Source organism: Pelomonas lactea (genome assembly GCF_043555885.1).
In the GTDB taxonomy this organism is placed as follows: Bacteria; Pseudomonadota; Gammaproteobacteria; order Burkholderiales; family Burkholderiaceae_C; genus Pelomonas; species Pelomonas lactea.
On the sequence record NZ_JBIGHX010000001.1, the window covers coordinates 337,324 to 361,186 of the forward strand.

Below are 23,863 nucleotides of genomic sequence, written 5' to 3' on the forward strand. Positions count from 1 at the left end.
CGGGTTGCCCACAATTTCTGTGGATAAGTTTGTGAGCAATTGGGCCGGAGCGGCCGCTGGCCGCCCTGGCGCCGAGCGCCATGCCCAAGCCTGGCACCTCGCCCCGTTTTGCAGCATTCCTTGCAAATCAATCACTTAGCGGCGCACCGGGAAAACGCTTATTTGCGCCGCACCAATCTTCAACGCGCCGCGTCGCCCCCTATTTTTTGGGGATAACTCGCGGGGCAAATGCAGAAGTGATGCCGGTTCAAGCCGCTGCACGCAGCCGGCGCGAGTGGCTGTGGACCTCGTCCACGAGGGCCGTGACGCTGTCCGGCGGTGTGAACTGGCTGATGCCGTGGCCCAGGTTGAAGATGTGGCCACTGCCGGCCGCCGGTCGGCCGAAGCTGTCCAGCACGGCGCGGGCCTGGGCGCGCACGGCGTCGGGCGGGGCGAACAACACGTTGGGGTCGAGGTTGCCCTGCAGTGCGACGCGATCGCCCACGCGGGCGCGGGCGGTGCCCAGGTTCATCGTCCAGTCCAGCCCCACGACGTCGGCGCCGGCATCGGCGATCTCGTCCAGCCACAGCCCGCCGCCCTTGGTGAACAGGATGCGCGGGATGCGAACGCCCTCATGCTCGGTCTTCACCGCGGCCAGCACCTGGCGCGAGTAGGCCAGGCTGAACTGCTGGAAGGCGCCGTCCGCGAGCACGCCGCCCCAGGAATCGAACACCATGACGGCCTGGGCGCCGGCTTCGATCTGCGCGTTCAAGTACGCGGCGACCGCACGGGCGTTGATGTCCAGGATGCGGTGCATCAGGTCGGGGCGCGCGTACATCAGGCTCTTGACGAGCCGGTAGTCGTCGGAGCCGCCGCCTTCCACCATGTAGCAGGCCAGCGTCCACGGGCTGCCGGAGAAGCCGATCAGCGGCACGCGGCCGTTCAGCGCGCGGCGGATGGACGTGACCGCGTCGAACACGTAGCGCAGCTTGTCCAGGTCGGGCACGTCCAGCGCCGCGACGGCGGCCTCGTCGCGCACGACCTTCGCGAACTTCGGCCCCTCGCCCTGCTGGAACGACAGGCCCAGGCCCATCGCGTCGGGCACGGTCAGGATGTCGCTGAACAGGATGGCCGCGTCGAGCGGGAAGCGTTCCAGCGGCTGCAGCGTGACCTCGGTGGCGAAGTCCGTGTTCGTCGCCAGCCCCATGAAGCTGCCGGCCTTCTCGCGCGTGGCGCGGTACTCGGGCAGGTAGCGGCCTGCCTGGCGCATCAGCCAGATGGGCGTGTGCTCGGTGGGCTGGCGCAGGCAGGCGCGCAGGAAGGTGTCGTTTTGCAGGGGGGCGAACATCGCCGGATTATCGGCGGCGCGCCCAGGCCGCCGTCTGATTCACAGCAAGGCGAGGCTTTGTCGACCCACCCAGCTTTCACCTGGCGGCAGCTCGATGGGGCGGCCGATGTTGGCGGCCTCCAGGCAAAGCATTTCGCTCCAGCCGTCGGGCGGCATGTCGGCCAGCTTGGCGCAGCGATCCGGGCCGGGGTTCCACACGACTGCGTCGTCGAAACCCTGGTGGGTGAACACCACCTGGCGCCGCTCCTCGGTCACGACGAGCGGCCGCTCCTTCACGCCGAAGTAGATGCGGTCCAGGTCCAGCACGCCCTTCTCGCCGGTCAGCAGCAGGTCCATGCGCTGCAGCGCCTCCGCCTGCTTGACGCTGTCGAAATAGCGCAGGCCCGAGAGCCCCTCGACACTGACCGCATCCAGGTCCGCCACGCGCAGATAGGTGTGCAGCGCCGTGGTGAACTGCAACGGCGCGTCGCCGAGGTTCTCGCAGGCGAGTTCGATGTCGATGCTGCGGCCGCCGACGCGCACGCTCAGCTCAAGCTCGAAGGCGTGAGGCCAGTGGGCGCGTGTCGCATCGCTGTCGCGCAGGCGCAGCACGACCAGCGCGTCGTCCCGGCCCTGCTCCTGGCTGACCAGCTCCCACGGCAGCGTGCGCGCGAAACCGTGCTTGGGCAGCGGCCCGCGCTCCGCGAACTGCGGGAAGCACACCGGCACGCCGCCACGGATGGCGCGGCCGGGAACGAACTCACTGCGCGGAGACAGGTAGAGCTGCTCGGGGGCGCCCGCCGGCCGCCATGACAGCAGATGGCCGCCATGCAGGCTCAGGGTCGCGCGAGCGCCGTCCGGCGCGGTGAGTTCGATGGTGCTCATGCTCAGGGCTTGCCGTAGTTCGGCGAGCGGGGTCCGTAGAGCAGGCCATTTTGCCGTCCGGCCACGAGCAGGCGCTGGCTGGCGATGCCGGCCATCGGATGGCTGCGGTCGGTGGACGCCGAGATGATCTGGTCCACCACCGCCTTCACCAGCATGCCGATGAGGCCGCCCTGGCTGTTGTTGTTCTGCTCGGCGCTGGACGCGCTGGCGCTGCCTTCCCACAGCAGCTTGCCGTTGCGCAGGTCGACGAGGCGGGCCTCCAGCGTGACGGCGGTCTCGCTGTTGACGACCTTGTAGACCGAGCCGTAACGCGTGACCTTCACGTACAGGCCGGCATCGGCGCCGAAGATCTCGCGCAGCTTGGCCACAGGGATCTGCTGCGCGTCGTCCGGCGTGTGCATGCCGTTGCTCTTGAGCGTCTCGTCGACGAGCGACACCGGCAGCACGTAGTAGCCGGACTCGGCCAGCGGCTCAGTCAGTTGCGCCATCACGCTGGGCGTGGCCTGCACCTCGGGCGTGCCGTTGATGGGCGGCAGCACGAGGATGGACGCGGGCTTGGCCTCCTTGTAGGCCGTGTAGTCGTAAGGCGCGGGCGGCGTGGCGCAGCCTTGCAGCACGAGCAGCGCAGCGCTGCCCGCGAACAGCCAGGCACAGCGCTGGGCGCGCTGGATCAGAGCTTTCATCTGGTGATCTCCCTCAGGTCTTGGATTGGCTGGCGGCAGGCGCCGGCGCGGCGGCCGAGCTCTTGCCGGCCTCCTTCTTGGTCTTCAGCAGGAAGTCCACGTACGCGGCGGACTCGGGGAACTGCGCGCGCTCGGCCTCCAGGTGCCGCTGCGCGGCCACGTCGTCGCCCGTCTTGGCGTACAGCAGCGCCAGGTGCGCGCGCATGCCGGGAGGGTTGGCTTCGTTGGCCACCTTGTTCTTCTCGATCTGGGCTTCAAGCGCGGCGATCTGCGCGCCGGGCTCGGCCCCGTTGGTCTTCAGGTGCTGGTAGAGCGCATTCTGGTAGCCCGCCCATTGGTACAGCGGCTTCGGACCCGGCTGGGCACAACCGACGAGCGCCAGCACCGCGACGAGCGCCGACATCTTCTTCATCATGGCGGGGCTCCTCAGCGGACAGGTTTCCAGGCGCCGCTGTCGACGCCGGCGGTCAGCGCATTGACGGCTTCGCGGATGGCCAGGTCGAGCACCTTGCCGTTCAGCGTCGCGTCGTAGCTGGCGGTGCTGCCAAAGCCCAGCACCTCGCGCTCGGACAGGCTGTACTCGCCCGCGCCCTGCACCGAGTAGACGACCTCGGACGTGGCCGGGTTGACGATGTTCAACGTCACCTTGGCATAGGCCACCTGCGACTTGCCGCGGCCCAGCAGGCCGAACAGCTGTTTATCGCCGACGTCCTTGCGGCCGAACTCGCTGACCGCGCCGGTCACGAGGTAGTCGGCGCCCTTGATGGTCTGCGCATTGCCCTTGAACTGGGCTTCTTGCTTGGACTCTTCGAGGTTGTCACGGTCCAGCACGCTGAAGCGGTTGGTCTGCTGCAGGTGCGAGACCAGGATGGTGCGGCTCTGCGCGCCCAGGCGGTCGATGCCGTCCGAGAAGATGCCGCGCTGGTAGCTGCTGCGGTTGTCGAACTTGCCGACGGCGATGGGCGCACGGACGCCCTGGTAGGCCGGCGCCGTGGCGGCGGCCACCTTGGGCACTTCGAGCGAGCGGGATTGCTCGGTCGTCGCGCAGCCGGCAAGCGCCGTGCCGAGGGCCATCACGGCCAGCATGCCTGTGGCGTTCTTCGGGTTCTTCATGGGTTCCTCCCTGGTTTGAAGCGGCGCGAGTGTAGCCACGCGGCGCGGGCGCCCGCCCCGTCACAACGTGCAGAAGTTGGAGTTGCGCGTCCAAAAGACAAAGGGCGATGAGATGGCTCTCATCGCCCTGGCCGGTCACGGGGACCGTGCGATTACTTCTTGAGGAACTTGCGCAGCGCGGCGATCTGGGCCGCCTGGATGGCCAGCTCGCTCTGGGCCTTGGCGAGGTCGATCTCGCTCTTGGCGTTCTTCAGCGCTTCCTCGGCCAGCTTCTTGGCTTCGGCGGCCTTGGCCTCGTCGAGGTCCTTGCCGCGGATGGCGGTGTCGGCCAGCACGGTCACGCGGTTGGGTTGCACTTCAAGGATGCCGCCGGCGACGAAGACGAACTCTTCGCTGCCATCGGTACGCTCGATGCGCACGGCGCCCGGCTTGATGCGGGTGATCAGCGGCGTGTGCTTCGGCAGGATGCCGAGCTCGCCACCTTCGCCCGGCAGGGCGACGAACTTGGCCTCGCCGGAGAAGATCTGCTCTTCGGCGGAGACCACGTCGACGTGGAGGGTTGCCATGTTCAATCTTCCTTAGCGAATGTTGAAGAAGGAGATCCGGGAGACGGGGCGCTGAGCACCCCGGTCAACCTCACTGGATCTTCTTGGCCTTCTCAAACGCCTCGTCGATCGTGCCGACCATGTAGAAGGCCTGCTCGGGCAGCGAGTCGCACTCGCCGTTGACGATCATCTTGAAACCGCGGATGGTTTCCTTCAACGGCACGTACTTGCCCGGGGTGCCCGTGAACACTTCGGCGACGTGGAAGGGCTGCGACAGGAAACGCTGGATCTTGCGGGCGCGAGCCACGGCCAGCTTGTCTTCCGGAGACAGTTCGTCCATGCCCAGAATCGCGATGATGTCGCGCAGTTCCTTGTAGCGCTGCAGCACGGCCTGGACCGAACGGGTCGTCGAGTAGTGCTCTTCGCCGACCACGTTCGGGTCGATCTGGCGCGACGTGGAGTCCAGCGGATCGACCGCGGGGTAGATACCCAGCGCGGCGATGTCACGCGACAGCACGACGGTGGCGTCCAGGTGGGCGAAGGTGGTGGCAGGCGACGGGTCGGTCAGGTCGTCCGCCGGCACGTACACGGCCTGGATGGACGTGATCGAGCCGACCTTGGTCGACGTGATGCGCTCCTGCAGACGGCCCATTTCTTCGGCCAGCGTCGGCTGGTAGCCCACGGCGGAAGGCATGCGGCCCAGCAGGGCGGACACTTCGGTACCGGCCAGCGTGTAGCGGTAGATGTTGTCCACGAAGAACAGCACGTCACGGCCTTCGTCGCGGAACGACTCGGCGATGGTCAGGCCGGTCAGGGCGACGCGCAGACGGTTGCCCGGGGGCTCGTTCATCTGGCCGTAGACCATGGCGACCTTCGAGTCTTCCAGCTTGTCCTGGACGACCACGTTGGAGTCCGACATCTCGTGATAGAAGTCGTTGCCCTCACGGGTGCGCTCACCCACGCCGGCGAACACGGACAGACCCGAGTGCGCCTTGGCGATGTTGTTGATGAGCTCCATCATGTTCACGGTCTTGCCGACGCCGGCGCCACCGAACAGACCCACCTTGCCGCCCTTGGCGAACGGGCAGATCAGGTCGATCACCTTGATGCCGGTTTCCAGCAGGTCCTGCGACGGGCTCAGCTCGTCGTAGGCCGGCGCAGCGCGGTGGATGGAGGCGGTCAGCTCGGAAGAGACCGGGCCGCGCTCGTCGATGGGGTTGCCCAGCACGTCCATGATGCGGCCCAGCGTGGCCTTGCCCACCGGCACCTTGATGGTGTCGCCGGTGTTGTAGACCTGGGTGCCACGGCGCAGGCCGTCGGACGAACCCAGCGCAATGGTGCGGACCACGCCGTCGCCCAGCTGCTGCTGGACTTCCAGCGTCAGCGCCGAGCCTTCCATCTTCAGGGCGTCGTAGACCTTGGGCATCTGGTCGCGGGGGAATTCCACGTCCACGACGGCGCCGATGCACTGAACGATCTTGCCTTGGGCTTGAGTGTTAGCCATTTGTGCGTTCCTTCAATTCAATTCTTTGCGTTCGGGCCGATCAGCCCACCGCGGCGGCGCCGCTGACGATCTCGGACAACTCTTTGGTGATCGCGGCCTGGCGGGTCTTGTTGTAGACCAGCTTGAGCTCACCGATCAGCGTGCCGGCGTTGTCGGTCGCGGCCTTCATGGCCACCATGCGGGCGGACTGCTCGCTGGCCATGTTCTCGGCGACGGCCTGGAAGACCAGCGCTTCCGAGTAGCGCACCAGCAACTCGTCGATGACGGTGGCGGCGTCGGGCTCGTACAGGTAGTCCCACGAGTGGCCTGCCTTGTCGGTCGCCAGATCCTCGGCCTTCAGCGGCAACAGCTGCTGCACCTGCACCTCTTGCTTCATCGTGTTGATGAACTGCGTGTAGCAGAGGTAGACGGCGGACAGCTCGCCCTTGGCGTACGCGTCGAGCAGCACCTTGACGGGGCCGATCAGCGCCTCAATGTGCGGCTGGTCGCCCAGCTGCGTGGCGTGAGCCACGACCTTGGCGCCGATGCGGTTCATGAAGCCCAGACCCTTGCCGCCGATGGCGACGACCTCGGCCGACTGCCCCGCGGCTTCCAGCTCCTTGAGCTTGCCGGTGGCCGCGCGCAGCAGGTTGGTGTTGAGGCCACCGCACAGGCCCTTGTCGGTCGTGACGACAACCATGCCAACCTTCTTCGCGCCGTCGTTCTTCACGAGGAAGGGATGGCGATATTCGGGGTTGGCCTTCGCCAGCGAGCCGGCGATGTTGCCGATCTTCTCGGCATAGGGACGGGCCGCGCGCATCCGGTCCTGCGCCTTGCGCATCTTGGACGCGGCGACCATCTCCATCGCCTTGGTGATCTTCTTGGTGTTCTCGACCGACTTGATCTTGCCGCGGATTTCTTTGCTTGAAGCCATTCGAACTCCTGGTCAGTGCGGGGCAGGTTTTGAGGCGAGCCCCGCGGTCCTTGGCTTTAGGCGAACGACTTCTTGAAGGAAGTGATCGCGGCGTTCAGTTCGGCTTCGGCATCCTTGTCCATCGCCTTGTCGCTCTCCAGCTTGGCGAGCAGCGCGGCATGGCTGGTCTTCAGGAACTGGTGCAGGCCGTGTTCGAAGGACAGGACCTTCTTCACGTCGATGCTGTCCATGAAGCCCTTGTTGGCGGCGTACAGCGAGGCGGCCATCAGCGAGATGGGCAGCGGCGAGTACTGGGCCTGCTTCAGCAGTTCCGTCACGCGGGCACCGCGGTCCAGCTGCTTGCGGGTGGCTTCGTCCAGGTCGGAGGCGAACTGCGCGAACGCGGCCAGCTCACGGTACTGGGCCAGGTCGGTACGGATACCGCCGGACAGCGACTTGATCAGCTTGGTCTGGGCAGCACCACCGACGCGCGACACCGAGATACCGGCGTTGATGGCGGGGCGGATACCGGCGTTGAACAGGTTGGTTTCCAGGAAGATCTGGCCGTCGGTGATCGAGATCACGTTGGTCGGCACGAACGCAGACACGTCACCGGCTTGCGTTTCGATGATCGGCAGGGCCGTCAGCGAACCGGTCTTGCCCTTGACTTCACCCTTGGTGAAGGCTTCGACGTAGTCGGCGTTCACGCGGGCGGCACGCTCCAGCAGGCGGCTGTGGAGATAGAACACGTCGCCAGGGAAGGCTTCGCGGCCCGGCGGGCGGCGCAGCAGCAGCGAGACCTGGCGGTAGGCCACGGCCTGCTTGGACAGGTCGTCGTAGACGATCAGGGCGTCCTGGCCGCGGTCGCGGAAGTACTCGCCCATCGTGCAGCCGGAGTAGGCCGACACGTACTGCATGGCAGCCGATTCCGAAGCGGACGCGGCGACGACGATCGTGTACTCCATCGCGCCGGCCTGCTCGAGAGCGCGCACGACGTTCTTGATGGACGACGCCTTCTGGCCGATGGCGACGTACACGCAGGTCATGTTCTGACCCTTCTGGTTGATGATCGCGTCGATGGCGACAGCGGTCTTACCAGTCTGGCGGTCACCAATGATCAGCTCGCGCTGACCACGGCCGACGGGCACCATGGAGTCGATGGACTTCAGGCCGGTCTGGACGGGTTGGTCCACCGACTTACGGGCGATCACGCCCGGAGCCACCTTCTCGATGACGTCCGTCATCTTGGCGTTGATCGGGCCCTTGCCGTCGATCGGCTGACCCAGCGCGTTCACGACGCGGCCGATCAGTTCGGGGCCGACCGGCACTTCCAGGATGCGGCCCGTGCACTTGACGGTGTCGCCTTCCGAGACGTGCTCGTAGGCACCCAGAATCACGGCGCCGACGGAGTCGCGCTCGAGGTTCAGGGCCAGACCGAAGGTCTGCGTGCCGTCGGCGGCCGGCGGGAATTCGAGCATTTCGCCCTGCATCACATCGGACAGGCCGTGGACGCGGACGATGCCGTCGGAAACGGACACGACGGTGCCCTGGTTGCGGATGTCCGTGCTGCCACCAAGACCCTCGATGCGGCTCTTGATCAGTTCGGAAATTTCAGCGGGATTCAGTTGCATGCTTGGTCTCCCAGTTGGCCGTTCCGTCGCCGGATCAAGGGCGGGGTCAGACGCGGGGTAAATCGGAATGTCTTGTGGCGTGGCTCAGGCTGCGGATCAGGCAGTCAGCGCGACCTTCATGCGCTCCAGCCGGGCCTTGACGGAGGTGTCCAGCACCTCATCGCCGACGACGACGCGAACGCCGCCGATCAGGCCGGGCTCCAACTGCACATGGGCGTCGAGCTTGCGGCCGAAGCGTTGCTCCAGCGTGGCCTTGAGCTCGGCGAGCTGCGCGTCGCTGATCTCGTAGGCGCTGTAGATCTGCGCATCGGACACGCCGGAAGCGGCGTTGGCCAGCACGTGGTACTGGGCGACGATCTCGGGCAGCGCGGCCAGGCGGCCGTTGTCGACGACGGTCTGCAGGAAGTTCTGCACGCCCGCGGCCAGCGTCTGCTTGGCGGCCGCGGTCATGACCGCGACGACCTGCTCGGCTTGTGCCTTGGGGTGATCGGCGAACTGGCGCAGATCGGCGTCCTGCGCCACCTGGGCCAGCGCGTCGAGCTGCTGGCCCCAAGCGGTCAGGTCTTGCGACTTGGCGACCTGGAACAGCGCTTCAGCGTAGGGGCGGGCGATGGTGGCGATCTCGGCCATTTACAGCTCCGTCTTCAGGCGAGCCAGCAACTCGGCGTGGACGCCGGCGTTGACTTCCTTCTGCAGGATCTGCTCGGCGCCCTTGACGGCCAGCGCAGCAACCTGCTCGCGCAGGGCTTCGCGAGCGCGGGAAACCTGCTGCTCGGCATCGGCCTTGGCGGCGGCCAGGATCTTGGCGCCTTCTTCTTCGGCGCGGCCCTTGGCGGCGTCGACGATGGCGGCGGCACGCTTTTCGGCGTCCGAGATCAGCTTGCCGGACTCAGCCTTGGTGGCGGCCAGTTCCTTGGCGATCTGCGCTTCGGCGCCGGCCAGTTCGGCCTTGGCCTTGTCGGCAGCGGACAGGCCAGCAGCGATCTTCGCGGCACGCTCGTCGAGCGCCTTGATGATCGGCGGCCACACATACTTCATCGTGAACCCGACCAGGATCAGGAACACGATCATCTGAACGATGAGCGACGCGTTAATAAACACGGTGGTGCCTCACAAAGTTTCGAGTGCTTGAAGCCGCCCCCAGGAGTCCGAGGGCGGGGCGGCAACGTCGAATTACTTGGCGGCGATTTGCGCCAGCTGGCCCAGGAACGGGTTGGCGGTGGCGAACCACAGGGCGATACCGGTGCCGATGATGAACGCGGCGTCGATCAGGCCGGCCAGCAGGAACATCTTGGTTTGCAGTTCGTTCATCAGCTCGGGCTGACGAGCGGCGGACTCGAGGTACTTGCTGCCCATGATGCCGATACCGATACAAGCACCGAAGGCGCCCAGACCAATGATCAGACCAGCGGCGAGAGCAACAAAGCTAATGACTTCCACGATGACTCCTTAGAGGGATAGAGAGAGAAACGGTTGAGAAAAGGAACTGCTTGGGTTGTTTGCGCCGCTCAGTGCGCGTCGTGGGCCTGACCGATGTAGACCAGCGTCAGCATCATGAAGACGAAGGCCTGCAACGTGATGATCAGGATGTGGAAGATGGCCCACACCGAACCCGCGATGATGTGGCCGATCGCCAGGCCGATGCCGGTCGCCGAGAGGCTCCAGGCACCGCCCATCAGGGCAATCAGCATGAAGATCAGTTCGCCCGCGTACATGTTGCCGAACAGCCGCATGCCGTGGGAGACGGTCTTGGCGACGAACTCGATGAGCTGCATCGCGAGGTTGACCGGGTACAGATAGACCTTGTCGCCGAACGGCGCCGCGACGAGTTCGTGAGCCCAGCCGCCCGCACCCTTGATCTTGACGTTGTAGATCAGGCAGGTGATCAGCACGCCGACGGACAGGCCCATGGTCATGGACAGGTCGGCGGTGGGCACGACGCGCAGGTAGGCGTGGTGGTCACCGGTGATGTGTTGCCAGGCCCAGGGCAGCAGGTCCACCGGCAGCAGGTCCATCGCGTTCATCAGGAAGATCCAGACGAACACCGTCAGCGCCAGCGGCGCGACCAGCTTGCGGCTGTTGGCGTTGTGGACGATGCCCTTGGCCTGGTCGGCAACGATCTCGACGAGGATTTCGACGGCGGCTTGAAAACGACCCGGGACGCCCGATGTAGCGGACTTGGCCGCGCGCCACAGGAAGAAGCAACCCAGCACCCCCAGCAGCACGCTGAAGAAGATGGAGTCGAGATTGACGACGGAGAAGTCGACGATGCCCGACATCTTGCCGTTCTGCGCATGCTGCAGGTGGTGAATGATGTATTCACCAGCGCTCGGGGCGGCTGTTTCGTGGCCTTCTGCTGCCATGTTTCGTTCTGCCTCGTCAGTTCAATCTGCGGCCACGCCACGCAAGCGCGAGCCAGTTCACCTTGATGCACACCGCGAGGGTGACCAGCAGGGCTGGCCAGCTCAGGCCCGGCACCACCTTTGGCGCCAGCACCAGCATCGCGATGGATGCACCGATTTTCAAAAATTCCCAACCCATGAAGACAGCAGCCGCACCGACTGCCGAATCCAATCGCTTCGTCATGCCCCGCGCCAGCAGCATGTTCGGCAGCACCACCGCCGCAACGCCGTAGAGCGCCGAGACCATGGCCACGCCGGATGCCGTCCACAGCCGGATCACGGCCACGCACAGCAAGCCTGCCACCAGCTGCATCCCCAGCACACGCCAGGGCGACAGCATCGGCAACGCGGACTTCAGCGCCGCCGCCTGCTCCGGGCTCAGCGCCTTGACGGGCGGCTCCTCGTTGTCGTCGTCCCAGCCACCGGCCGCAGATGCGACGGGGGGCCAGGTCTTTCGGGGGCCGTTCTCGGTCATGGCGCCAGATCCTGGGGTGGGCGGCTCGACCTCTGCTTCAAATGAAGACTGCCAGGGGCCGATTGCACCGGGATGACGCACGGGGCGTCACCAACAAAGCCCCTCATTATATGTGACGAGTTACACCGGGGTAAACGTGCCCCCAGGTTCGCGCGGGATTCAGGCCCGCGTCAGTGTTGCAGGCAGGCCCGGCACGTCCACGCGCAGCTGCAGCACGGCACCGGCCAGCGGCTCGCGCGCCAGCTCGTCGGCGGGGCGCTTCTCGCGGGCTGTCGTGATGAAGAGCGTGCGCAGGTCGGCGCCGCCGAAGGTGGGCATGGTAGGACAGGTCACCGGCAGTGCCAGCCGCTGCACGATCTCGCCGGTCGGCGCAATGCGCACGAGGGCAGCGCCCTCGAACATCGCGGCCCAGTAGCAGCCCTCGGCATCCATCGCGGCACCATCGGGGCGGCCGCCATAGACCTCCGCCGCCCTGCGCGGCGGGAACTCGGCGAACACGCGCGGGTTGGCGAGCGCACCGGTCGCCGCGTCGAAGTCGGCCATGTAGACGCGGTGCGCCTTGGTGTCCGACCAGTGCACGCGTCGGCCGTCGGGACTCCAGGCCAGGCCGTTGGATGTTGTCAGACCGGGCACCTGCGCGGCGAACGCGCCGCTGTCGAAGCGGTACAGCGCCGCCTCGGGCTCGCGCGCATCGGAGATGCTGCCCACCCACAGCCGGCCAGCCGGGTCGACCTTGCCGTCGTTGAAGCGCAGCCGCACGGCGTCGTAGGGAGGGCCGGCCAGCAGCGCCTGCGCGCCGGTCGTCGTGTCCAGCGTCCACAGGCCGTCGCGCCGCGCCACCAGCAGGCCGCCGCTCGCGCGGGCGGCGATGCAACCGGGCTCGGCGTCCTGCGGCCACACGTCCGGCGCATCGGCACCGGCGCGCCAGCGCAGCACTTGGCGGCCGGGAATGTCGACCGCGTAGAGGACTTGTTCGGTGGGGTGCCAGAGCGGCGATTCGCCGAGCAGGCAGCGGTGGGCGCCAAGGGCTTGGATGTCTTGTAAGGCCATCCCGCCACTCTAGGCGGTTATCCGAAGTAACTCGGCCGGAAGCCGCCCAGTTCGGCCTTCAGGTAGTGCGCGCCGGGGATGGGGTTGAAGTAGAACGGCGGCACTTCGACGAAGCCCAGGCTTTCGTAGAGGCCGCGCGCGGCTTCCATGTCATCCAGCGTGTCCAGCAGCATGGACGAGTAGCCGGCCTCGGTGGCGCGATCCATCAGGTTCTGGGCCAGCAGCCGGCCCAGGCCGAAGCGGCGGAAGGCGGGGCGGACGAACAGCCGCTTCATCTCGCAGGCGTTGGGGTAGTCGGCGTCGGGCAGCGGGCGGAAGGCACCGCTGCCGGCGACGGCACCGTCCACCAGCGCCAGCAGCATCAGCCCGCCGGGCGGCGCGTAGGCGCCGGGCAGGCCGGCCAGTTCCTCGTCGAAGCCCTGGAAGTCCAGATCCACGGCCAGGCTGGCGGCGTAGTCGCGCAGGATCAGGCGGGTCTCCTGCCAGTCTTCTGGCGACGCGGGTGTGATGAGCTGGATGTCGGGGCCGGACATAGGCCGCGCAGTTTAGCCAGCGGTCTCAGCCGGCAAATCCCAAGACCACGCGTCGGGTCTTGGCTGACTTCTTCTCGATCTTGGTCACGATCACCGCACCGATCTCTGCGGTATTGCTCACATGCGTCCCCCCACAAGGCTGCAGATCGACGCCTTGCACTTCAAGCACGCGCACCCGCCCCAGCCCTCGCGGAGGCTGCACGCTCATCGAGCGCACCAGGCCGGGATTGGCGTCGAGTTCATCTTCCGTGATCCAGCGGTGGCCCACCGGATGGGCCTCCGCCACCAGGCGCGTCAGGCCGGCCTGGATGGCCTCCTTGTCGAAGGGTTCGTCGGTGTGGAAGTCCAGCCGCGCATAGGTCTCGGTGATGGAGCAGCCGTCGACCGGATAGGGAAGCAGCGCGCACAGCAGATGCGTGGCCGTATGAAAGCGCCGATGGGCCATGCGCCGCGCCGCGTCGACCTCGACACGCACCGCCGCCCCGACCGCCGGCAACTCGCCCTCGACCAGATGGACGATGGCCAGCGGGTGCTCCTTGCTCTTGCGCGTGTCCGTGACGCGCCAGCGCTGCTCGCCGGCAACCAGCCAGCCGGTGTCGCCGGCCTGGCCGCCGCCGACGGGATAGCAGACGCTGCGGTCCAGTAGCACGCCGCCCTCGCCATGCGCGGTGACGATCGCTTCGCAGGTCAGGAGCGTCGCGTCCTCGCGAAAAAGGTCTTCGGTCTTCATCAGCCCACCACCTCCAGCGCGACCTCGCCGCGCGGCGTGGACAGCCGAGCCCTCAAGCCGTCACGCGCCTCGTAACCCAGCAATTGCACGCCGGAGGCGGCCATGCCGTCGGTCGGATGCACCTCACCCCATTCGATCAGCACCGGCAACGCCTCGCGGCGCAGACGGCGGCCGTCCTCGCGCAGCGCGATGCGCCAGCAAAGATTGCCGCGCGACGCCTCAGTAGCTTCGCCGGCGTAGACGCCCTCGCCTCGCCAGTTCGCCAGGGCCGCGTCCAGGTTGGGCACGCGGGACACCCAGTGGATCAGCCCCGGCCCTTGCGCCAAGCGATCGCGCAGGGCTGGCTGATCGAGGTCGAACCAGCGCGCACGACCGGGCGGCGGGGCTTGCGGGTCGATGGCGATGATTTCCAGGTAAGCGCGCGGGTGCTGCGGCCCGCTGATGTTGAGCAGGCGGTTGTGCGTGCCCATCAGCGCATGCCGGCCGCCCGGGCCCGGCGTCACGCCGAGCACGCGCTCGCACCAGGCCACGCCCTCTTCCAGCGTGGCCGCGCCGACGACGAGGTGGTCGAGTTCCATGCTCACAACCGTACCTGCCCATGGATCAACGGCGTCACGTCCCCGCCAATCCAGGTCCCTTCGGCATCGCGCTTCACATGCACACGGCCGGCACGCCCCAGCGCGGCGCCCTGCGCGGCGACATAGCAGTCGCCGGCCAGGCCCGCCTGCTGCAGCCACAGCGCCAGGCCGGCGTTCAGACTGCCGGTGACGGGGTCTTCCGGAATGCCGACGTCGGGCACGAAGGCGCGCACCTCGAACTGGCACTCGCTGCCTTCGGGGTAGGCACCGACGACGCCCACCTTCAGCGGCAGCATCGCCGTGAAGTCGGGCTGCAGCGCGAGCACGCTGGCGGCATCGGGCAGGCGGGCGGCCAGCCAGCCGGGGCCGTTGTCGCACCAGACGAGATCCAGCAGCGCCTCGGGCGCGACGCGCAGCGACGCCAGCACCTGCGCGCGCGTCGCGTCGTCCACCGGGCCGCTGCGCTTCAGTGGCGGCGCCGCAAACGCCAGGCGCGCACCGTCGCGCTTGACGCGCACCAAGCCGATGGCGCATTGCTGCACCACCTCGCCGGCTTTCTTCGCGTCGCCGCCGCTGGCCAAGAACGCATGCGCGCTGCCCAGCGTCGGGTGGCCGGCGAACGGCAGTTCGCCGCCGGGCGTGAAGATGCGCACGCGGTAGTCGGCCGTCGGGTCGGTCGGCGGCAGCAGGAAGGTGGTCTCGGACAGGTTGGTCCAGCGCGCGAACGCGGCCATCTCGTCGTCGGACAGGCCGGCGCCGTCGATGACGACGGCCAGCGCATTGCCCTTCAGCGGCGTGGCGGTGAAGACGTCGACCTGGGCAAAGCGGCGCAATTCAGTCATGGCGAGAGCGTGGGTTGAAGGTAGAGGCCGAGCCGCACGATCTCCATGCCGCGCTGCGGCGTGGCCAGCGGCGCGAAGCCGTGGCCGGCGTAGACCGCGTGGGCATCGCGGGTGAACAGCAGGAAGCGGCGCAGGCCCTGTAGGTCGGGGTGCGCCAGCAGCGTGTCGATCATCCACGTCGCGAGGCCGCGCCCGCGGTGCGCGTCCAGCACGTAGACATCGCACAGGTAGGCGAAGGTGGCGCGGTCGGTCACGACGCGCGCGAAGCCCACCTGCCCCTCGCCGTCAGCGTGCAGCGCGATGCACAACGAGTTCGCGATGGACCGCTCGACGACGGCCAGCGGAATGCCCTCGCACCAGTAGGCGCCGCACAGGAAGGCGTGGGCCGCCCGCGCGTCGATGTCCTGCGGCGCGAAGCCGAGCCGGTAGCCATCGCGCGTGCTCATCAGGGCGCGTGCTCCGCCACGGGCTCCAGCGCCTCATGCAGCACGCGGCCCAGCTTTTCCACGCCCTCGTGGATGAGCTCGGGCGTCAGCGTGACGAAGGACAGCCGCAGCGTGCGCGGGTCGGGCTGTTGCGCGTAGAACGCCGCGCCGGGCACGAAGGCGACGCCGGCATCCACCGCCTGCGGCAGCAGCGCCATCGCGTCCAGCCCCGCGGGCAGGCGGATCCAGAAGAACATGCCGCCCTGCGGGCTCTGCCACTCGCAGCCGGCCGGCAGGTGGGCGCGCAGCGCGGCGGCCATCGCGTCGCGGTTGGCCTTGTAGCGGGCGCGGATCACCGGGATATGCTGGTCCAGGAAACCGTCCTTGACGACCTCGTAGACGACCCGCTGGTTGAAGCCCGGTGTGTGCAGGTCGGCCGCCTGCTTGGCCTGCAGCAGCTTGGGGTAGAGCTCGGTCGGCGCGATGACGTAGCCGAGGCGGAAGCCTGGCGTCAGCACCTTGGAGAACGAGCCCATGTACAGCGAGCCCTCGGGCCACAGGCTGGACAGCGCGGCCGGCGGCGGCGCGTCGAACCACAGGTCGCCGTAGGGGTTGTCCTCGACGATGGGCACGCCGGCGCGCCGCGACGCCTCGACGACGTCCTGCCGGCGCTGGGCGCCCATCACGCGGCCGGTCGGGTTCTGGTAGTTGGGCAACAGATAGCTGAAGCGCGTGCCGGGAGCATCGTGCGGTAGCGCGGCAATGGCTTCCGGGCGCGGGCCTTCCTCGTCGCTGGCGAGGCTGGCGAACAGCGGCTCGAACGGCGTGAAGGCCTGCAGCGCGCCGAGGTAGGTGGGCGTCTCGACCGCCACCGGCGCGCCGGCGTCGCAGAGGATCTTGGCCGCAAGGTCCAGCCCCTGCTGCGAGCCGCTGGTGATCAGCACCTGATCGGGCTTGACGTTCATGCCCAGCGCGGCGACCCGCGCGGCCACCCACTCGCGCAGCGGCGCAAAGCCCTCGCTGGCCGCGTACTGCAGCGCCTCGCGCGGCGCCTGCGTCAGCACGCGGTCGCAGGCGGACTTCAGCGCGTCGACCGGAAAGGTGTCCGCGCTCGGCAGGCCGCCGGCCATGGACAGGATGCCCGGCTTCTCGGTGACCTTGAGGATCTCGCGAATGATGGACGGGTTCATGCGCGCGGCTCGGCGCGCCTGGGTCCAGACGTGGCTCATGATGGAGTTACGTTGAATTTCAAGACGATCAGCCTAGCATCCAGTCGACCGCGGCGCGGGCCTGCAGGTCGGTGGAGTCGAACAGCGGCAACGCGGCGGGTGCACCGGCCGGCAGTAGCAGGCCCAGTTCCGTGCAGCCCAGGATGGCGGCCTGCGCGCCGCGCTCGGCCAGCGCTGCGACCTGGCTGCGCAAGGCCTCGCGCGAGTCGGGCTCGAAGCGGCCGCGGCACAGTTCCTCGTAGATGATGCGGTGCACCTCGGCGCGGCCGGGCTCGTCGGGCGTGACGACCTCGATGCCGAAGCGCTGCCACATCCGCTCGCGGTAGAAGCCCTGCTCCATCGTGAAGCGCGTGGCCAGCAGGCCGGCGCGGCGCACGCCGGCGGCGCGCAGCGCCTCGGCCGTCGCATCGACGATGTGCAGCACCGGCAGGCCGGCCGCGCGCTCGACGTCATTGGCGACGAGGTGCATGGTGTTGCTGGCGATCAGCAGGGCCTCGGCGCCGGCACGGCACAGGCCGGTGCCAGCGGCGCCCAGCACGGCCGCCGCCCCGGCCCAGTCGCCGGCCGTCTGCAGCGCAGCGATCGGCGCGAAGTCGACGCTGTGCAGCAGCAGGTCGGCGCTGTGCAGCCCGCCCAGCCGCGCAGCCACGCCGCGGTTGATGAGGGCGTACAGATGCTGGGTGGATTCCCAGCTCATGCCGCCGAGCATGCCCAGCGTCTTCATGCAGGGGCCAGCAGGTTCATGCGCCAGCCCCGAGCCGGCTTCGCCACGGCCTGCTGCTGCGCAGCGGGCTGCAGCAGCTGGAAGCTCGCCTCGGGCCACGCCTCGACGACGACCTCCTGCCTGGCCGCCAGCGTCAGCCCCTCGCCGGCGCACAGCCAGTGGTCAGCGCTGGCGCCCGAGACCGTCAGCCACAGCCGGCCGGCCGTGACGACGAGGCGGCGCGGCGCGCGCGCGGCGGCCAGCGTCAGCGCCTGGCCGGGGGCGAGTCGGGTCGTGAATCGGTCATTCATCGGCATCTCCTTCAGTGAACCGGCTGGCGCTTGCCCACCCACACCACGGCCAACACGGCAGCGGCGAAGACCAGCGTCATCGCATCCAGCCGCTCGCCCAACAAGGGCACCGCGAGCAGCATGGACAAAAAGGGTTGCAGCACCTGCACCTGGCTCACGCGCAGCGTGCCGCCCAGCGCCAGGCCGCGATACCAGGCAAAAAATCCGATCCACATCGAGAACAGCGACACATAGGCAAAGCCCACCCAGGCCGACGGCACCACCGGCGCGGCGGGCCGCGTCATGACCGCCAGCGGCACCGTGATGGGCAGGCTGAGCACCAGCACCCAGCAGATCACCTGTTCGGCCGTCATGACCGAGGACAGCCGGGCGCCACTGACATAACCCGCCGACGCGCAGACCACCGCGCCCAGCAGCAGCCCGTCGGCCATCTCCAGCCCGCCCGCGCCGCGCCAGGCCGCGAAGCCGACGACCAGCGCCAGCCCCGCCAGCGCGCAGGCCCAGAACGCCGGGCTTGGCCGCTGGCGCAGCACCAGCGCCGCAATAACCGCCGTGGCCAGCGGCAGCACGCCGGAGATGACTGCCGCATGCACGGCGTCCACGTACCGCACGGCCAGGCCGGACAGCAGCGGCCAGCCGAACACCACGCCGCCCGCCGTGAACGCCAGCAGCCACCACTCGCCGCCGCGCGGCCGGCGCGCACCGGTGAGCGCGAGGTAGGCCAGCGACAACACGCCCGCCACCGCGGCGCGGCCGAAGGCGACGAAGGCCGGGTCCAGCTGCGGCGCGGCAACGCTGCCACCGGCCAGCCGCGTCATCGGCAGGCTCAGCGCGAACATGACGACACCCGCCAACCCCAGCAGCAGGCCGCGCGTCGCGTCGGACGATGTGGTGGTGGACGTGGAAAACCCTGGCATGGGCTCAGTCTAGGCACAGCGACCGGTACAGAGCCAGTACAGTCATTCAATCAATCATTGAATCTGTATTGCCATGCCCACCGGTACACATCCGCCGCTGCAGCGCGATGCCAGCCAGCCGCTGGCCGGCCAACTGGCCGAGCGCTACGCCCAGCGCATCCGCGAGCGGCTGCTGCTGCCCGGTGCGCGCCTGCCCTCGGTGCGCGACTGCGCGCGCCAGCACGGCGTCAGCCCACACACGGTCGTCGCCGCCTACGACCAGCTGCAGGCGGCCGGCCTGCTGGAGGCGCGCCGCCAGCGCGGCTTCTTCGTGCGCGAGACACGCCCTACCCAGGCCTCGGCGCGCAGCGCCCAGCCCGCCACCCAGCCGCGCCAGGCGCCGGTGGACGCCACGGCGCTGATCCGCGGCATGTTCGAGGCCGACGCCGCGCGCGCGCCGGGCCTGGGCACGCTGCCGGCCGACTGGCTGGACCCGACGCTACTGCAGTCGGCGCTGCGCCGGCTCAGCAGCGACGAGACGGTGCAGGTCAGCTACGGCGACCCCAGCGGCGACGAGCGGCTGCGCATCGCGCTGGCGCAGCGGCTGGCGGACCTGGGCATCCATGCCGGGCCCGCGCAGGTGCTGACGACGAATGGCGCCACGCATGCGCTTGATCTGCTGATCCGCACCCAGCTGCAGCCGGGCGACGCCGTGCTGGTGGACGACCCCGGCTGGTCCGTGCTGTTCGCGCGGCTGACGCAGGCCGGCATCCGGCTGCTGCCCGTGCCGCGCGGCGCGCAGGGGCCCGACCTCGGCGTGCTGGCCGCGCTGGCCGCGCAGCACGCGCCGCGCGCCTACCTGACCGTCTCGGTGCTGCACAACCCCACCGGCCACAGCCTGGACCTGGCCACCGCGCACCGGCTGCTGCGGCTGGCCGACGAGCACGACCTGCTCATCGTCGAGGACGACAGCTACGGCTTCCTCGCCCCCGAGCACCTGCCGCGGCTGGCCGCGCTGGACGGGCTGCGCCGCGTCGTCTATGTCGGCGGCTTCTCCAAGGTGCTGACACCGGCCTGGCGCGTGGGCTACCTCGCCGCAGCACCGGAGAAGCTGGCCGTGCTGACCGACACCAAGCTGCTGGACGGCCTGACCAGCTCGCCCGTGCTGGAGCGCGCCGTCGCGCTGTGCCTGGAGCAGGGCCGGCTTCGCCGCCACGCCCAGCGGCTGCGCGAACGGCTGACCCACGCCCGCCAGCGCGTGGCGGCGCTGGCGGCCCGGCAGGGCTTCCAGTGGGCGGCCCCGCCCGATGGCCTGTTCGGCTGGCTAGACGTCGGCGTGGACACCGAGCGCCTGGCGCAACCGCTGCTGGATGCCGGCTGGCTCACCGCGCCGGGCTCCCTGTTCAGCGCCACGCGCTGCCCGGGCCCGCTGATGCGCGTCAACATGGCCACGTCGCAGGACCCGGCGTTCTGGCGTCAGCTGCGCGCCTGCGTGGACGACATTCGGGGGCGCTCAGCGACTCCCTAGCTTCTGCGCATCGGCGCCCCCCTCAGTCGAGGGGAAAGCCACTGGCGAAGGCCCTGTAAGGCGAGTCAACTTCCTGACGCCTGATTCACAGGGAGGCTCCATGCGACTCGTTTCGTCCCCAGCCCGCCGCTTGCTCGGCGCCCTCGTCGGCTCCGTGATCGCGCTGTGCGCCTCCCCGGCGCTCGCGGGCTTCCAGAGCAACATCACCGTCAAGTTGATCGCCCCTGGCGGCATCACGGGCGACCCGACGCCCATCAACCTGTCCCAGCTGGTCACCACGGCCAACTTCGCGACGGGTGTCCACACCGGCGGCGGTGGGCCGATTGATAGCTGGATGCTGGCCGGCGAGGAGGTCACCTTCGTCGGCGAGACCATCCACGTGCGTGCCTATGCAGGCGCCGAAACGCCCGCGGGCAGCATCACCGGTTACCTGGGTGCGGGGGGCAACCACGCCCGCTACGAATTCGACGGGCTCAGCATCGCCGGCAAGACCATCGTCGGGGTCGGCGTCACCAGCTTCGATGGCTACGCCGCCAGCGGTGCCAGCGGACTGGCCCCTTCGGTCCTGGCCGCCAACCTCGTCCATCTCATCGACGCCGACACCATCAGCCTGTATCTCGATGACATCCTGTTCGCGGACCGGGGCCCCACCGTCGGCAGCAGCGAGGATCACGCCGATTTCCTCATCACGCTGATCACCCGGGACAACGGCACCGGGCCAGGCCCCACGGACCCGGGCAACGGCGTGCCGGAGCCCGCCACGCTAGCCTTGTTCATGGTCGCGGCGCTGGGGGCATCTGCCGCGCGCCGCCGTGCCTGACGGCGCGCTCACGCTGGCGCAGTTCGAGCCCCTTGTCGGCAGCGCCTTCACGCTGCGACTGGGCGAAGCAGGCAGCCTGACCGCCCAGCTCGTCGATGCCCGGCACGGGGACTGGGTGCCGCCAGAAGGCCGCGCGCCCTTCAGCCTCACGTTCGAAGCCCCCGAGCCCGCGCTGCCGCAGCGCATCTACCGGCTGGAGCACGAGCACATGGGCTGCCTGGACATCTTCCTGGTGCCCGTCGCCCGAACCGCGACGGGCCTGCAATACGAAGCCGTCTTCGGCTAGGAGACCCTCATGTCCGATCCCTTCCTCGGCGAACTCCGGTTGATGAGCTTCGCCAAACCGCCCAAGGGCTGGGCGCTGTGCGACGGGCAGACCCTGCCCATCCAGCAGAACCAGGCCCTCTTCGCGCTGCTCGGCACCACCTATGGCGGCAATGGCCAGACCACCTTCATGCTGCCCGACCTCCGGGGTCGCGCACCGCTTCACGGCGCAACGCTGCCGCTGGGCAGCTCGGGCGGGCAGGAAGCCGTCACGCTGAGCACCAGCCAGATTCCCCCCCACACCCACACACTGGTCGCCACCAGCGAACTGGCCAACGCCAGCGTCCCGGGCGATGCCGTCCCGGCCGCCAAGGGGCGCGGTGGCATCGACCACTATGCGCCCGCGGGGAGCGCGGCCACCATGGACCCGGGCACCATCGCCGCCAACGCCGGCGGCCAGCCGCATCCCAACATGCAGCCCTTCCAGGTGCTCAGCTGGGCCATCGCGCTGGTGGGCATCTTCCCCAGCCGCGACTGAACCAAGGAGCTTGCCATGTCGGACCCATACGTCGGAGAGATCCGCCTTTTTGCGGGCAACTTCGCTCCCAATGGCTGGGCCCTGTGCCAGGGGCAGCTGGTGGCGATTGCCGAGAACGACACGCTGTTCAGTTTGATCGGCACCACCTACGGCGGCGACGGCCAGAGCACGTTCGCGCTGCCGGACCTGCGCGGTCGCGTGCCGGTGCACCAGGGTCAGGGGCTCGGCCTGTCACCGCGCACGCTGGGCCAGACCGGCGGTACCGAGACCGTGACGCTGCAATCCGCCCAGACGCCTTCGCACAGCCATGCGGCGCTCGGCAGCACCGCGGCAGCCAGCCTCGGGGCCCCCGGGGGCAACGTGTTGGCCGTCACGACGGCCGCCAGCTACGGCGCCGGGCCCGCCGCGACGGCGATGGCCAGCAGCGCCATCTCCAGCGCCTGGGGCAACCCGCAGCCACACGAGAACATGGCACCGACGCTGACAGTCAACTACATCATCTCGCTGTACGGCATCTACCCGTCACCCACCTGAGGAGCGTGGCATGTCCAACCCCTTCGTCGCCGAAATCCGCGTCATGCCGTACAACTTCGCGCCCAGGGGCTGGGCGCGTTGCGACGGCCAGTTGCTGCCCATCAGCCAGAACACCGCCCTCTTCTCTCTGATAGGCACCTACTACGGGGGCAATGGCCAATCCAACTTTGCGCTGCCCAACCTGCGCGACAGCTTCGCCATGGGCCAGGGCCAGGGCCCGGGCCTCAGCGATCGTGTCCTCGGTGAAACCGTCGGCGTCCCCACGGTGACCTTGCTGCCGCAGGAAATGCCGAGCCACAGCCACGCGCTGATGGCAGGCCTCACGCCCACCTCGACCTCGCCGGCCGGCACGCTGATGACGCCCACCGCCACGGGCGGCGGCAACGCGTATCGCACACCGGGCGCCACCGCGCCGATGGCGCCCGCGGCCATCAATGCGGCTGGCAGTGGCCAGGCGCACGAGAACCGGCAGCCCTACCAGGCGCTGAGCTTCTGCATTGCGCTGCAGGGCGTCTTCCCGCCACGCAGCTGAGCCACGAGCCGCGGAGCCATGGACTACCGACTGCGCCCCGCATCGCCTGGCGATGATCACTGGCAGCTCGCGATCTACGCCAGCACACGTGCCGACGAACTGGCGCTGACCAACTGGCCCAGCGCGCAGCGGGAGGCCTTCGTGATGCAGCAGCACCAGGCCCAGCAACAGCACTACCGACGGCATTTCCCGGCCTCGATCTGCCATCTCATCCTCATGGCGGACGAGGTGGCCGGGCGGCTGTGGGTCGACACGCGTCCGGACAGGCTGCACGTTCTGGACATCACGCTGCTGCCCGGCTGGCGAGGCCAGGGGCTGGGAACGCGCTGCCTGTGCGCGCTGATGGATGAGGCGGCCGTCACGGGCCGGCACGTGAGCATCCAGGTCGAGATCCACAACCCGGCCCGGCGGCTCTATGAGCGGCTTGGCTTTCTCCCCGAATGCGAACCGCAGGGCCTGTACCAGCCCATGCTCAGACCGGCCCCTACCGTGCAGCCTGAGGAGTGCCTGCCATGATGAACAAACGCCTTTTCCTCAAGAGCACCGCAAGCGCCCTGGCCGCGGCAGCGGGAGCCCCCGCAGCACTCGCGGCCGCCCGCCCGGGCCTTGGCGGCATGGCGGGTCTGGCCGACTGGCAGTCGCACCTGGGCGAGGTCTTCGACGTGGATGGGCATGCCGTCAGGCTGACGTCGGTCGACACACACGCCTGCGGCCGGCCAGGCGAACAGTTCAGCGTGAGCTTCCAGGGCCGATTGCCCGACGACCTCGGCGACGGCCTGCGCCGCCTGACCGGCGGCTCGGGTGAACCCGTGGTGCTTTACGTCGCGCGCACAGCGGGCGGCTTGCGCGCCGACTTCTGCCGCCTGCGAGGCTGACAAAAGTTCTCGCACGGCGAGGGGTTTGTCACGTGGCCG

32 protein-coding genes are annotated in these 23,863 nt (G+C 68.7%); 8 read left to right on the forward strand and 24 right to left on the reverse strand.

The features are described 5' to 3' along the window. Positions 1–247: 247 nt before the first annotated feature. The 24 genes from hemE to ACG04Q_RS01500 all read right to left on the reverse strand — a co-directional run bounded on the left by hemE (position 248) and on the right by ACG04Q_RS01500 (position 18,754). Entirely contained in the window at positions 248–1,327 is a 1,080-nt protein-coding gene (gene hemE, locus ACG04Q_RS01385; RefSeq protein ID WP_394509015.1) for a uroporphyrinogen decarboxylase, read from the reverse strand. 39 nt (positions 1,328–1,366) lie between these two features. Next, complete coding sequence (locus ACG04Q_RS01390; protein ID WP_394509016.1) at positions 1,367–2,191, reverse strand: D-hexose-6-phosphate mutarotase; 825 nt, start codon at positions 2,189–2,191, stop codon at positions 1,367–1,369. 2 nt (positions 2,192–2,193) lie between these two features. Next, on the reverse strand, positions 2,194–2,874 hold the full coding sequence (locus ACG04Q_RS01395; RefSeq protein ID WP_394509017.1) for a DUF799 domain-containing protein: 681 nt from the start codon (positions 2,872–2,874) through the stop codon (positions 2,194–2,196). Positions 2,875–2,887: 13 nt separating this feature from the next. Then, positions 2,888–3,289: a DUF4810 domain-containing protein gene (locus ACG04Q_RS01400; RefSeq protein WP_394509018.1), complete on the reverse strand. Its 402-nt coding sequence runs from the start codon at positions 3,287–3,289 to the stop codon at positions 2,888–2,890. Between the two features lie 11 nt (positions 3,290–3,300). Next, positions 3,301–3,987, reverse strand: coding sequence for a CsgG/HfaB family protein (locus tag ACG04Q_RS01405; RefSeq protein ID WP_394509019.1), 687 nt, complete (start codon positions 3,985–3,987; stop codon positions 3,301–3,303). A 152-nt stretch (positions 3,988–4,139) separates the two neighbouring features. Next, entirely contained in the window at positions 4,140–4,553 is a 414-nt protein-coding gene (locus tag ACG04Q_RS01410; protein ID WP_394509020.1) for a F0F1 ATP synthase subunit epsilon, read from the reverse strand. 70 nt (positions 4,554–4,623) lie between these two features. Continuing rightward, positions 4,624–6,036, reverse strand: coding sequence for a F0F1 ATP synthase subunit beta (gene atpD / locus ACG04Q_RS01415; protein WP_394509021.1), 1,413 nt, complete (start codon positions 6,034–6,036; stop codon positions 4,624–4,626). Between the two features lie 40 nt (positions 6,037–6,076). Beyond that, on the reverse strand, positions 6,077–6,949 hold the full coding sequence (atpG, locus tag ACG04Q_RS01420) for a F0F1 ATP synthase subunit gamma (RefSeq protein ID WP_394509022.1): 873 nt from the start codon (positions 6,947–6,949) through the stop codon (positions 6,077–6,079). 56 nt (positions 6,950–7,005) lie between these two features. Continuing rightward, the gene (gene atpA / locus ACG04Q_RS01425) at positions 7,006–8,559 is read right to left on the reverse strand and encodes a F0F1 ATP synthase subunit alpha (protein WP_394509023.1); all 1,554 of its coding nucleotides are present in this window, start codon (positions 8,557–8,559) and stop codon (positions 7,006–7,008) included. A 96-nt stretch (positions 8,560–8,655) separates the two neighbouring features. Continuing rightward, complete coding sequence (locus tag ACG04Q_RS01430) at positions 8,656–9,189, reverse strand: F0F1 ATP synthase subunit delta (protein ID WP_394509024.1); 534 nt, start codon at positions 9,187–9,189, stop codon at positions 8,656–8,658. Then, on the reverse strand, positions 9,190–9,660 hold the full coding sequence (locus ACG04Q_RS01435; RefSeq protein ID WP_394509026.1) for a F0F1 ATP synthase subunit B: 471 nt from the start codon (positions 9,658–9,660) through the stop codon (positions 9,190–9,192). 72 nt (positions 9,661–9,732) lie between these two features. Continuing rightward, positions 9,733–9,999 carry a F0F1 ATP synthase subunit C gene (atpE, locus tag ACG04Q_RS01440; RefSeq protein ID WP_056873235.1) on the reverse strand — a complete coding sequence of 89 codons (267 nt, stop codon included), beginning with the start codon at positions 9,997–9,999 and terminating at the stop codon, positions 9,733–9,735. Between the two features lie 68 nt (positions 10,000–10,067). Next, positions 10,068–10,922 (reverse strand): F0F1 ATP synthase subunit A, encoded by an 855-nt coding sequence (atpB, locus tag ACG04Q_RS01445; RefSeq protein WP_394509027.1) that lies wholly within the window; start codon positions 10,920–10,922, stop codon positions 10,068–10,070. A gap of 16 nt (positions 10,923–10,938) precedes the next feature. Beyond that, positions 10,939–11,436, reverse strand: a complete 498-nt coding sequence (locus ACG04Q_RS01450; RefSeq protein WP_394509028.1) for an ATP synthase subunit I — start codon at positions 11,434–11,436, stop codon at positions 10,939–10,941. Positions 11,437–11,595: 159 nt separating this feature from the next. Then, on the reverse strand, positions 11,596–12,486 hold the full coding sequence (locus tag ACG04Q_RS01455) for an SMP-30/gluconolactonase/LRE family protein (RefSeq protein WP_394509029.1): 891 nt from the start codon (positions 12,484–12,486) through the stop codon (positions 11,596–11,598). Positions 12,487–12,503: 17 nt separating this feature from the next. After that, complete coding sequence (locus ACG04Q_RS01460; RefSeq protein WP_394509031.1) at positions 12,504–13,019, reverse strand: GNAT family N-acetyltransferase; 516 nt, start codon at positions 13,017–13,019, stop codon at positions 12,504–12,506. 25 nt (positions 13,020–13,044) lie between these two features. Next, entirely contained in the window at positions 13,045–13,749 is a 705-nt protein-coding gene (locus ACG04Q_RS01465; RefSeq protein ID WP_394509032.1) for an alanyl-tRNA editing protein, read from the reverse strand. Then, positions 13,749–14,327: a VOC family protein gene (locus tag ACG04Q_RS01470; protein WP_394509033.1), complete on the reverse strand. Its 579-nt coding sequence runs from the start codon at positions 14,325–14,327 to the stop codon at positions 13,749–13,751. The genes ACG04Q_RS01465 and ACG04Q_RS01470 overlap by 1 nt, the downstream gene beginning before the upstream one ends. A gap of 2 nt (positions 14,328–14,329) precedes the next feature. Beyond that, entirely contained in the window at positions 14,330–15,169 is an 840-nt protein-coding gene (locus ACG04Q_RS01475; protein WP_394509034.1) for a PhzF family phenazine biosynthesis protein, read from the reverse strand. Continuing rightward, positions 15,166–15,615, reverse strand: coding sequence for a GNAT family N-acetyltransferase (locus ACG04Q_RS01480; RefSeq protein ID WP_394509035.1), 450 nt, complete (start codon positions 15,613–15,615; stop codon positions 15,166–15,168). Before ACG04Q_RS01480 ends, ACG04Q_RS01475 begins: the two co-directional genes overlap by 4 nt. After that, positions 15,615–16,823 (reverse strand): aminotransferase-like domain-containing protein, encoded by a 1,209-nt coding sequence (locus ACG04Q_RS01485; protein ID WP_394509036.1) that lies wholly within the window; start codon positions 16,821–16,823, stop codon positions 15,615–15,617. Before ACG04Q_RS01485 ends, ACG04Q_RS01480 begins: the two co-directional genes overlap by 1 nt. A gap of 28 nt (positions 16,824–16,851) precedes the next feature. Beyond that, complete coding sequence (locus ACG04Q_RS01490; protein WP_394509037.1) at positions 16,852–17,547, reverse strand: aspartate/glutamate racemase family protein; 696 nt, start codon at positions 17,545–17,547, stop codon at positions 16,852–16,854. Next, on the reverse strand, positions 17,544–17,837 hold the full coding sequence (locus ACG04Q_RS01495; protein ID WP_394509038.1) for a DUF2917 domain-containing protein: 294 nt from the start codon (positions 17,835–17,837) through the stop codon (positions 17,544–17,546). Before ACG04Q_RS01495 ends, ACG04Q_RS01490 begins: the two co-directional genes overlap by 4 nt. Positions 17,838–17,848: 11 nt before the next feature. Next, positions 17,849–18,754, reverse strand: a complete 906-nt coding sequence (locus ACG04Q_RS01500; RefSeq protein ID WP_394509039.1) for a DMT family transporter — start codon at positions 18,752–18,754, stop codon at positions 17,849–17,851. A 73-nt stretch (positions 18,755–18,827) separates the two neighbouring features. Here ACG04Q_RS01500 and ACG04Q_RS01505 point away from each other — a divergent pair, with 73 nt between their 5' ends. From ACG04Q_RS01505 to ACG04Q_RS01540, 8 genes are all read left to right on the forward strand, one after another. After that, positions 18,828–20,261 (forward strand): aminotransferase-like domain-containing protein, encoded by a 1,434-nt coding sequence (locus ACG04Q_RS01505; RefSeq protein WP_394509040.1) that lies wholly within the window; start codon positions 18,828–18,830, stop codon positions 20,259–20,261. A 100-nt stretch (positions 20,262–20,361) separates the two neighbouring features. After that, complete coding sequence (locus ACG04Q_RS01510; RefSeq protein WP_394509041.1) at positions 20,362–21,081, forward strand: PEP-CTERM sorting domain-containing protein; 720 nt, start codon at positions 20,362–20,364, stop codon at positions 21,079–21,081. Beyond that, complete coding sequence (locus ACG04Q_RS01515) at positions 21,074–21,367, forward strand: DUF6916 family protein (protein ID WP_394509042.1); 294 nt, start codon at positions 21,074–21,076, stop codon at positions 21,365–21,367. Before ACG04Q_RS01510 ends, ACG04Q_RS01515 begins: the two co-directional genes overlap by 8 nt. A gap of 9 nt (positions 21,368–21,376) precedes the next feature. Beyond that, entirely contained in the window at positions 21,377–21,883 is a 507-nt protein-coding gene (locus ACG04Q_RS01520; RefSeq protein ID WP_394509043.1) for a phage tail protein, read from the forward strand. Positions 21,884–21,898: 15 nt separating this feature from the next. After that, positions 21,899–22,417 carry a phage tail protein gene (locus ACG04Q_RS01525; protein WP_394509044.1) on the forward strand — a complete coding sequence of 173 codons (519 nt, stop codon included), beginning with the start codon at positions 21,899–21,901 and terminating at the stop codon, positions 22,415–22,417. A 10-nt stretch (positions 22,418–22,427) separates the two neighbouring features. After that, positions 22,428–22,949 (forward strand): phage tail protein, encoded by a 522-nt coding sequence (locus ACG04Q_RS01530; protein WP_394509045.1) that lies wholly within the window; start codon positions 22,428–22,430, stop codon positions 22,947–22,949. Between the two features lie 18 nt (positions 22,950–22,967). Further along, positions 22,968–23,465: a GNAT family N-acetyltransferase gene (locus ACG04Q_RS01535; protein WP_394509046.1), complete on the forward strand. Its 498-nt coding sequence runs from the start codon at positions 22,968–22,970 to the stop codon at positions 23,463–23,465. Then, positions 23,465–23,824 (forward strand): DUF6916 family protein, encoded by a 360-nt coding sequence (locus tag ACG04Q_RS01540; protein WP_394509047.1) that lies wholly within the window; start codon positions 23,465–23,467, stop codon positions 23,822–23,824. Before ACG04Q_RS01535 ends, ACG04Q_RS01540 begins: the two co-directional genes overlap by 1 nt. Positions 23,825–23,863: the final 39 nt, after the last annotated feature.